Here is a 1,252-nt window from a genome sequence, read left to right as displayed (position 1 = left end):
AAGTAGCTGTTCTTGCAGCATCATTATTAGCTACTATAAAATTATTATCTAAAGCAACCGTAAAAACAGCTCCCGCATTGATCGATTTGGCTACTTTTTGATTCAAAGCTGAATTATCGTCTCTACCAATCCCAAAAATATCATTGTTGTACGATGTATTTAGTGTTTCATCCCACATTTTCGTAGTTCCGTCTGACGCCAAATAGGCTGTAGCAGAAGATTGACTTAACGTAATCCCATATTTTAATGACAAATACGATTCTATTTGCTGACGATTACTTGTACCTATAGCGTCTGAATAACTAACAATTTCTGCAATCCCTCCGTTAAAGTATGTATTGTTTTCAAGATCGTACGCTAATCTATAAGGTAAGTTTTCCATGTTACTTCCATCTACAGCAAGAGTGCCATCTTGACCTCCATTCAAATAAAAAGCATGTGCTGTGTTACTAGAAGTAAGCGATTGCATAAAAGGCCTTCCCGCTACTAATGTTCCAGTTCCTGAAAATGCAGGACTAGCCGCATTTCCTGGTTGACTATATAAAAAATTATGATCACTTACATGACCTAGATAATATCCATTTGCTCCTGTTGCCGTAACTGGCCTAGATGATATATAAGCTCTAACATCATTTGGTGCATCTGCTCTTAAAACAGCTATAAAAGTACTACCAGAAGCAGCATCTAAAGCTCCTCCAGTTAAAAGATCATTCGTTCCGTTAAAATCTACAATTGGATTAAAATTAATATTATCTGTTGTGTTGTTTCTAAAATCAGGTTGATTAGTAACTTCTGCTGCATTATTTCCATTTCCTGATTGATCTAACCAAGCGTCAACTGCTTGTCCATCTGTTTTATTAATTCCAGTGTCCGCTCTCAACCATAAAGTGATATCTGTAGCCACTCCTCCAGGGAATGGTGTTTGTCTCGCTAAGGTTATATATGCTCCATTGGTAAATGTAACACCTGTTAATTCTCCATTGGTATCTAATGTTCCTAATACCGTTTGATCTCCTGTGGTAGAAAAATCTCCATCCGTATCTGAAAGCACATCGTATTCTCCAAATCCTTCAAACTTAATATTTACTGGACCTACACTTCCTATATTTTGAACTTGCCATTCTCTAGTTATACGTGTATTATACGCAGTCGTATTTAACTCTGTTGTTTGTGTAGTTGTTCCTCCTCCATCGTTGGCAAAGGTTAAAAACTGTAAATTACTACTAAAAGTAGCTGTTCTTGCAGCATCATT

Annotated in this window: 1 pseudogene; it reads right to left on the bottom strand. The window is 36.7% G+C overall.

The features are described from left to right. A pseudogene (locus tag ACKTTC_RS07770) lies at positions 1-1,252 on the bottom strand (hypothetical protein); the annotation flags it as partial.

The sequence above is a fragment of the Tenacibaculum amylolyticum genome (genome assembly GCF_964511145.1).
In the GTDB taxonomy this organism is placed as follows: domain Bacteria; phylum Bacteroidota; class Bacteroidia; order Flavobacteriales; family Flavobacteriaceae; genus Polaribacter; species Polaribacter amylolyticum.
This window is presented reverse-complemented; position numbering and strand designations above follow the sequence as displayed.